This window comes from Acinetobacter indicus CIP 110367 (assembly GCF_000488255.1).
In the GTDB taxonomy this organism is placed as follows: domain Bacteria; phylum Pseudomonadota; class Gammaproteobacteria; order Pseudomonadales; family Moraxellaceae; genus Acinetobacter; species Acinetobacter indicus.
Map to the genome: position 1 here is coordinate 789,404 of NZ_KI530754.1, position 9,503 is coordinate 798,906.

Here is a 9,503-nt window from a genome sequence, read left to right on the forward strand (position 1 = left end):
TTTATGGAAAATTACTTTTGCTCAAATTGAAGAAAAGTATTAACAGGACTGTTCTCATAGACCGCCATAAAAAACCGCTCTCAAGAGCGGTCTTTTATTTGAACAACTTACGCCTGTTTGGCCTGTTCACGATCAGCCACAGCCTGTTCTAGCTGGGCAATAATCGGATTTAACAACGCCTGTTTACGTTTAAAACTGGCTTTGTTGACGATTAAACGGGAAGATACTTTACAGATTTCTTCCAGTGGTTCTAAACCATTGGCACGTAACGTATTTCCGGTATCGACCACATCAACAATGTAATCACCCAGGCCGACCAGCGGTGCCAGTTCCATCGAACCGTAAAGCTTGATCACATCAACCTGTTCACCTAGGCTGGCATAGTATTGACGGGTCAGGTTCACATATTTGGTCGCAATTTTTAAGCGGCCTTTTGGACGAACCATACCGACTTTACCCGCTGTCATCAGTTTACAGTTGGCAATTTTTAAATCTAATGGTTCATAGACATTTTGTGCGCCATGTTCCATCAAGACATCTTTACCTGCCACACCTAAATCTGCTGCGCCATTTTCCACATAGGTCGGCACATCAGAAGCACGTAAAATCAGAATACGCACCTGTTTATGGGTGGTTGGAAAAATTAACTTACGGGATTTTTCAGGATCTTCCAGCAAGTTAATGCCCGCTGTTTCCAGCAGCGGCAGTGTCTCTTTTAAAATACGTCCCTTACTTAATGCTAAAGTTAAACCATGATCAAAATTGCCCATTACGTCAAAGTTTGGATCATCGTTTCTCATATCGCTCATTAACTTACTCGCTTAATTTGGGCACCTAAACCTTGTAACTTCGCTTCGACATTTTCATAACCGCGATCAATATGATAAATACGGTCAATCAGTGTTTCCCCTTCAGCCGCCAGAGCTGCTAACACTAAAGAGAACGAAGCACGTAAATCTGTAGCCATGACAGGTGCTGCAGATAATTTTTCTACACCGGTTACCACAGCATCATTGCCTTCAACCTGAATATTGGCGCCCATACGTGCCAATTCAGGAACATGCATAAAACGGTTTTCAAAAATCGTTTCAGAGATGGTGGCAAAACCACGACCAACGGCATTCACTGCCATCAACTGGGCCTGCATATCGGTCGGGAAATCTGGATGTGGCAAGGTACGGAAGCTCACCGCTTTCGGACGTTTACCCATCATATCCAGTTCAATCCAGTCATCCCCACGGGTGACTTCTGCGCCCATCTCTTCAAATTTGTCTAGCACCGATTCCAGCAGGGCCGGATCGGTATGCGTGGTTTTAATCTTGCCACCAGTAATGGCTGCCGCCGCCAGATAGGAACCGGTTTCAATCCGGTCCGCCACTACCGCATATTCACAGCCGTGCAGACTTTCTACACCAGTTACCACCAAAGTATCGGTATCCAGGCCTTCGATTTTGGCACCCATCTTAATCAGCATTTGTGCCAGATCGGTGATTTCCGGTTCACGCGCAGCATTCCGGATGGTGGTGACACCATCCGCCAGCACGGCAGCCATCAAGATATTTTCAGTGCCGCCTACGGTTACCATATCAAAAACCACTTCGCCGCCTTTTAAGCGGCCATCGACTTTGGCATGTACATAGCCATTTTCGACCTGGATTTCTGCACCTAAAGCTTCTAAAGCTTTTAAATGCTGATCGACCGGACGCGAACCAATCGCACAACCGCCCGGGAGTGATACTTGTGCACTGCCATAGCGCGCCAATAGCGGTCCAAGCACCAAAATAGACGCACGCATGGTTTTAACGAGCTCATACGGTGCAAACTGGTTGTTCAGGGTCGAGGTATCGGCCACCACAGTATCGCCTTCATAAGACATGGTGATACCGAGGCCCGCAATGAGTTTAACCAGTGTGTTTACATCTTTCAGATTAGGCACATTGGTCAGGGTAATAGGTGAGTCGGCCAGAATCATGGCAGCCAGTAATGGCAATGCTGCATTCTTTGCACCAGAAATGCGCACTTCACCTTCGAGCTTAATACCGCCCTGAATTAAAAATTTATCCATTAATTTATTAAGCTCCGAATAAGCTTGCTTTACGCCATTCTTCTTTGGTCATTGCTTTAATTGTTACCGCATGAACTTCACCGCTGGCGATCAAGGCATTAATCGGCGCATACACTGCCTGTTGGCGTGCAACAAGACGTTTGCCTTCAAACTGATCATCGACAATACGAAGATCAAATTTACCACCCTGCCCACTAACGACTACATCTGCCTCTGGAAAAGCAGCTTTTAAAATTTCAGCGAGCTGTTCATTATTCATCACAAGACCTCTTATAGGACCAACGGTGTAAAACCGGTCATTTTACTATAAATGAAAAAAATAATTCATTAGTCACATACATTATATATATAAAAAAAGAGGTTTTTTAAAAACCTCTTTTTGCCGATTGTTTCAGCTAAATCGCGACAGGCTGATAAACCAGCTGCATTTTGCGATGCTTGTCTAATTGGCGTTTTAATTTTTCTGACATTTTCTTAATCGATGTATACATATCATCAGCACAGGCCTGGGCAAACAGCTCCGTTCCAGGTAAACGGATAATCGCTTCTGCGATATGGTTGGCACTGCCTTTTTTAGAATGCTTATCGATCTGATGATCTTTACTGAGCTTCACCTGCATACTATTGACCTGATCCAGATGTTTGGTCATTTGCGCGAACTTTGCTTTTATATTTTCTTCAATTGCAGGTGTAATTGATAAATGATGGCCACGAATTGTTATTTGCATAATTCTATCCCTCACCTTCGTTAGGATTAGACGAGTCATCATCAAAATGATTCACGTACAGGACCAGAACTGCTGCTCAGTGATACCTTCATGCAATCATTTTGACTCATCCTCATAGAAAAAAAGATTCATTATGTTGTCATAATGAATCTCTAGAATAGGCAGATTTTCAAAACTAGATCAAGACTTTTCTTTCAGAAGAAGATGGAATATGTAAAGATTCGCGATATTTTGCAACCGTACGTCGCGCCACATCAATCCCCTCTTCTTTTAAAATATTGGCAATTGCGTTATCAGACAAAGGCTTACGCAGGTTCTCTTCAGCAATCAGTTTTTTGATCTTGGCACGAATCGCAGTTGACGATGCTTCACCGCCCGATGTAGTGCCAACATGACTTGAAAAGAAATATTTCAACTCAAACAGGCCACGCGGGGTCAGCATATATTTATTGGTGGTCACGCGGGATACCGTAGATTCATGCAGCTCGACCTCTTCGGCAATATCGCGTAGCACCAAAGGTTTCATGCCTTCTGCGCCAATTTCCAGAAAAGTACGCTGATGCTCAACAATACAGGTTGCCACTTTGAGTAAGGTTTTATGCCGCTCATCAATACTCTTGATAAAGTTTTTGGCTTCCAGCATCTGGTTACGCAAATACTGATTGTCATCACTCTGATCGGCACGACGAATCATATTGGCATAAAACGAGTTAACCCGGAGCTTTGGCATGACATCCGGATTCAGCTGTACCTGCCAGCTGTCATTTTTTTTCATCACCACCACATCTGGAATCTGATAATCCGACTCTTTATCTTCAAACTCCATACCCGGATGCGGTTTCAAGGTTTTCAGCAACTCGACCGCACATCTCAGCTGATCGGTATTTAAACCAGTCTGCTTGAGTAGTTTTGGAATTTCATTGCTGATTAATAACTCATAATGCGTCATTAGCTGCATAGCATCCTGACGACATGGGGTATTTGTCGGCAGACTTTCCAGCTGAATCAACAGACATTCCGCCAGATGACGCGAACCAACCCCCACCGGCTCCAGCCGTTGAATATGTTTCAATACCACCAGCACTTCATCGTCTTCGATGCTGTCTTCATACTCCATCGAATCGAGCAGATGCTGGACTGAAGCAGTAATCTCGCTGATATCGCTTTCCAGAAAACCCTTATCATCCAGAGAATCAATAATGCAGTAAGCAATCAGCTGGTCAATTTTAGAAAAATGCAGCAGGTTAATCTGCTCCAGCATATGCTCTTTTAAACCCAGTACACCCTGACGGTTATCTTCACGCTCTTCATATTCTGGCGTACCCAAACTGGTCGGCTGATGGGTATAGACATCATCCCAGTCGGTATCGACCGGTAAATCATCTGGCAGATGATCGGCATTTAATTCATTGGTTAAATCTTTTTGATCACGATCTGTATCTGCCGCTGACAGACTCTCAACATCGGCCTGTTCTTCAACTTTCTCTAATAATGGATTACTATCGAGCTGTAATTGAATTTCTTGCTCAAGTTCTAAACTTGATAATTGAAGTAAACGAATGGCCTGTTGCAACTGGGGTGTCAATGACAGGGAGTTGGCAACTTTTAATCCCACTGATAACTTCATACTACCCACCTTTTTTAATACCGCGTTTTATAAGCAATTTTTATGCCTGTTTTAATTTTTATAGCATGCTTTTATTAAAAAATATACAAAAAAATTTTCATAAAGAAAGGCCACCCGAGGTGACCTTCTGTAATTGCGGATAAATTTAGAACAATGCTTTTGGCAAACGAATCTGAATAATTTCATTATCATCGGCCAGATTGGCATTTCGCCCGCTTGAACCTGGAAAGTTATTATCATTCAGCACAGTAATCAGGTCTGGACCTTCAATGACAATATCTTCAATGGTCTGAAACGGAAAACCAAAACGCTCACCGGTCGCAATATCGCCCGCTCGCGCAGTGCCATAAAGTAAATCCGGATTGGCAATATCCATCAAATTGACCAGATCTTCTCTCTGCATATTCTGACCAGCGGTGCTGAGCGTGACTTTAATCAGCTTTTTATAGCCCAGCAGATCGTTTTCACTATCATCCCGTTCAATAATAATTCCTTCAGTCGGGCTATACAGCTGAAAATCACCAATCGCGGTGGCGCTAGTATGCAATGGAAAATAATAATATTTGCCTGTATAGGCTTTTTTTGCCAAATCAAATTCAGACACGATTAAACGATTAGAACTATCGTTCAGTAATGGCTTTTCCAACAGCGGATACAGATATTTTCCATCTTGAGAGATCGCCATGCCTTCAAAACCACCGCTACGCTGTACCAGTGGTTCAACAAAATTCAGCTGTTCTTTATTGAACTGATTCTGAGGTGAACGCAGCTCTTGCGCCGGATTCAGTGGATTCGGTAATGGAATTGGTGGACTCAGCAATATACCGTCGGCAGAAAAATGCAGTAAATAGGGTCCAAACTCATCCCCAATCCAGATCTCGCCATTCGGTGTACGCTGCATCGATTCCGGGTCAAAATCCGCCCCGGTTAACAAACGTTCGGCAGTATCTTGATGGACAATAGAAAAGGGAATGAGTTTATTCGGATCACGCAGCTGCACATAACTTAAATGCTTCACTTCAGTGTTAGTTGCTATTTTTGTTCTAAAGGTCGGTTGAATCACATGCAAACGCAGCAGATAGTCAGCCGAGTTATCTTGCGTGCCAAAACCATTGTCAGACATCACCAGATAAGTCCCATCATTATTTTTTAAAGCAGCCGAAAAACCTTGCACAGGCTGCCCAGAAAATGGCGGCAAAATTCCGTTTGCACCGGTCACATATGCACCGGAATCTGGTCCTTCTGCATAGGTGGCCACATCCAGTTTTGCAAAAGCCACCAAAGTTGGCTCATTGATCAAGGGTGTAGGCGTCACCTGCATCTTTTCATCAGAATCATTACATCCGTTCAAGCCCAACACAACAGCCATAAAAAGGCCAATAGATCTTTTTTTCATAAAGTTTAAAAATAGCAATTGGGGAAACCATTCAAACAAGAAAAAATGACAGTGTTGGGATGATTCAGTGACAATTTAAAGACCGGTTTTTGCGACCGAATACTTGTCTTTCTATTTATTTGATCATGATGCTTAGATACTTTTCTGGGACTTATAATTCTTTAGCTTTATTAAAAGCATAAAAAAATCCCCCTGCTGTTTAAGCTAGGGGGATTTTGAATTAATGAGCTGGCGATGACTTACTCTCACATGGGTAACCCCACACTACCATCAGCGCTAAGAGGTTTCACTTCTGAGTTCGGGAAGGGATCAGGTGGTTCACTCTTGCTATTGTCGCCAGCACAACTGTTATGGACTTGTTCGGGTCTTAGTTACTTTGCTTAAGCTTGATGCTTTTGCATGTAATGCCTTACTTTGTTCCAAATGAGTTATTAACGGATTGGCCATTGGGTCTGAATTTTATTGTGTCGCATTAACTAAATCAAGGATTAGTTTAGAATTCAGCTTGATACAACAACTGTTTGGGTGTTGTATAGTCAAGCCTCACGAGCAATTAGTATTGGTCAGCTTCACATATCGCTATGCTTCCACACCCAACCTATCAACGTCCTAGTCTCGAACGGCTCTTTAGAGGAATAAATTCCTAGGGAAATCTTATCTTGAGGTAGGCTTCCCGCTTAGATGCTTTCAGCGGTTATCCCTTCCGAACATAGCTACCCGGCGATGCGACTGGCGTCACAACCGGTACACCAGAGGTTCGTCCACTCTGGTCCTCTCGTACTAGGAGCAGATCCTCTCAAATTTCCAGCGCCCACGGTAGATAGGGACCGAACTGTCTCACGACGTTCTAAACCCAGCTCGCGTACCTCTTTAAATGGCGAACAGCCATACCCTTGGGACCTGCTTCAGCCCCAGGATGAGATGAGCCGACATCGAGGTGCCAAACACCGCCGTCGATATGAACTCTTGGGCGGTATCAGCCTGTTATCCCCAGAGTACCTTTTATCCGTTGAGCGATGGCCCTTCCATACAGAACCACCGGATCACTAAGACCTACTTTCGTACCTGCTCGACTTGTGGGTCTCGCAGTTAAGCGCGCTTTTGCCTTTATACTCTACGCGTGATTTCCGACCACGCTGAGCGCACCTTCGTACTCCTCCGTTACTCTTTAGGAGGAGACCGCCCCAGTCAAACTACCCACCAGACATGGTCCTCGTCCCGGATCACGGGACAGAGTTAGAACCTCAACATTACCAGGGTGGTATTTCAAGGACGGCTCCATTGGAACTGGCGTTCCAACTTCAAAGCCTCCCACCTATCCTACACAAGTAAGGTCAAAGTTCAATGTCAAGCTGCAGTAAAGGTTCACGGGGTCTTTCCGTCTAGCCGCGGGTACACTGCATCTTCACAGCGATTTCGATTTCACTGAGCCTCTGCTGGAGACAGCGCCGCCATCATTATGCCATTCGTGCAGGTCGGAACTTACCCGACAAGGAATTTCGCTACCTTAGGACCGTTATAGTTACGGCCGCCGTTTACTGGGGCTTCGATCAAGAGCTTCGCTTACGCTAACCCCATCAATTAACCTTCCAGCACCGGGCAGGCATCACACCCTATACGTCCACTTTCGTGTTTGCAGAGTGCTATGTTTTTAATAAACAGTTGCAGCGGCCTGGTTTCTGCGGCTGTCAACCGCTCAGGGAGCAAGTCCCATCACCGTCAACAGCGTACCTTCTCCCGAAGTTACGGTACCATTTTGCCTAGTTCCTTCAGCAGAGTTCTCTCAAGCGCTTTGGTCTACTCGACCTGACCACCTGTGTCGGTTTCGGGTACGATTCCAGTGTAACTGAAGCTTAGAGACTTTTCCTGGAAGCATGGTATCAGCCACTTCGCTAGTAAACTAGCTTGCTATCAGCTCTCAGCATAGAGCACCCCGGATTTGCCTAAGATGCATGCCTACAGCCTTCCACCTGGACAACCAACGCCAGGCTGACTTAACCTTCTCCGTCCTCTCATCGCATTATACTGAAGTATTGGAATATTAACCAATTTCCCATCGACTACGCCTCTCGGCCTCGCCTTAGGGGTCGACTCACCCAGCCCCGATTAACGTTGGACTGGAACCCTTGGTCTTTCAGCGAACGGGTTTTTCACCCGTTTTGTCGTTACTCACGTCAGCATTCGCACTTCTGATACCTCCAGCAGACTTCTCAATCCACCTTCATCGGCTTACAGAACGCTCCCCTACCACGTATACAATGTATACATCCGCAGCTTCGGCACATAGTTTTAGCCCCGTTACATCTTCCGCGCAGGCCGACTCGACTAGTGAGCTATTACGCTTTCTTTAAAGGGTGGCTGCTTCTAAGCCAACCTCCTAGCTGTCTATGCCTTCCCACATCGTTTCCCACTTAACTATGATTTTGGGGCCTTAGCTGGCGGTCTGGATTGTTTTCCTCTTGACTACGGACGTTAGCACCCGCAGTCTGTCTCCCGGATAGTACTCATCGGTATTCGGAGTTTGCATCGGTTTGGTAAGTCGGGATGACCCCCTAGCCGAAACAGTGCTCTACCCCCAATGGTATTCGTCCGAGGCGCTACCTAAATAGCTTTCGGGGAGAACCAGCTATCACCAGGCTTGATTAGCCTTTCACCCCTATCCACAAGTCATCCCCTGGCTTTTCAACGACAGTGGGTTCGGTCCTCCAGTTAGTGTTACCCAACCTTCAACCTGCTCATGGATAGATCGCCTGGTTTCGGGTCTACACCCAGCAACTATACGCCCTATTAAGACTCGGTTTCCCTACGGCTCCCCTATGCGGTTAACCTTGCTACTGAATGTAAGTCGCTGACCCATTATACAAAAGGTACGCAGTCACCTCACGAGTTTGCTCCCACTGCTTGTATGCATGCGGTTTCAGGATCTATTTCACTCCCCTCACAGGGGTTCTTTTCGCCTTTCCCTCACGGTACTGGTTCACTATCGGTCAGTCAGGAGTATTTAGCCTTGGAGGATGGTCCCCCCATATTCAGACAAGGTTTCACGTGCCTCGCCCTACTCGTCATCATTATGTGTGCCCTTTCGTGTACAGGACTATCACCCACTATGGTTGCACTTCCCAGAGCATTCCACTAAAACACACATAACTTAATGGGCTGTTCCCCTTTCGCTCGCCGCTACTGAGGGAATCTCAATTGATTTCTTTTCCTAAGGGTACTGAGATGTTTCACTTCCCCTCGTTCGCCTCGCAACACTATGTATTCATGTTGCAATACCTACCTTATGGTAAGTGGGTTTCCCCATTCAGACATCTCCGGATCAAAGGATATTTGCCGCCTCCCCGGAGCTTTTCGCAGGCTATCACGTCTTTCTTCGCCTCTGACTGCCAAGGCATCCACCACATGCACTTAATTACTTGACTATACAACCCCAAACAGTCGTTAATCCCTACAAGTAGGATTAAGACAATTAAATAAATAATCAATTATCTATTTAATCTACAGTTCGAAGTCCCGTGCACTTAAGCACCGTACAGCTTCAATCTAAATTCATATACCAAAACGCTTGATTCAGTTAATTTGCTAGTTCTCAATTCAATCTACGTTCATCAACCCGTCATAACAACGCGTTAACGTATATTGATTGAGTGAACAATTTATTTCAGACTCAATTTTGCCAATCTGTTA

Annotated in this window: 6 protein-coding genes and 2 rRNA genes; all 8 read right to left on the reverse strand. The window is 45.2% G+C overall.

Translation table 11 applies throughout. From position 1 onward, the window contains the following. Positions 1–107 precede the first annotated feature (107 nt). Positions 108–809 (reverse strand): ATP phosphoribosyltransferase, encoded by a 702-nt coding sequence (gene hisG / locus P253_RS08500; protein ID WP_005179926.1) that lies wholly within the window; start codon positions 807–809, stop codon positions 108–110. Continuing rightward, positions 809–2,065 (reverse strand): UDP-N-acetylglucosamine 1-carboxyvinyltransferase, encoded by a 1,257-nt coding sequence (gene murA, locus P253_RS08505; RefSeq protein ID WP_005179929.1) that lies wholly within the window; start codon positions 2,063–2,065, stop codon positions 809–811. The genes hisG and murA overlap by 1 nt, the downstream gene beginning before the upstream one ends. A gap of 7 nt (positions 2,066–2,072) precedes the next feature. Further along, positions 2,073–2,324, reverse strand: a complete 252-nt coding sequence (gene ibaG, locus P253_RS08510) for a BolA family iron metabolism protein IbaG (RefSeq protein ID WP_005179933.1) — start codon at positions 2,322–2,324, stop codon at positions 2,073–2,075. Positions 2,325–2,460: 136 nt separating this feature from the next. After that, positions 2,461–2,793 (reverse strand): ribosome hibernation-promoting factor, HPF/YfiA family, encoded by a 333-nt coding sequence (gene hpf, locus P253_RS08515; RefSeq protein WP_005179935.1) that lies wholly within the window; start codon positions 2,791–2,793, stop codon positions 2,461–2,463. A gap of 175 nt (positions 2,794–2,968) precedes the next feature. Beyond that, entirely contained in the window at positions 2,969–4,420 is a 1,452-nt protein-coding gene (locus P253_RS08520) for an RNA polymerase factor sigma-54 (RefSeq protein ID WP_016659503.1), read from the reverse strand. Between the two features lie 145 nt (positions 4,421–4,565). After that, complete coding sequence (locus P253_RS08525; protein WP_042119671.1) at positions 4,566–5,816, reverse strand: esterase-like activity of phytase family protein; 1,251 nt, start codon at positions 5,814–5,816, stop codon at positions 4,566–4,568. Between the two features lie 226 nt (positions 5,817–6,042). Further along, a 5S ribosomal RNA gene (rrf, locus tag P253_RS08530) occupies positions 6,043–6,157 on the reverse strand. Positions 6,158–6,348: 191 nt separating this feature from the next. Further along, positions 6,349–9,238, reverse strand: a 23S ribosomal RNA gene (locus tag P253_RS08535). Positions 9,239–9,503: the final 265 nt, after the last annotated feature.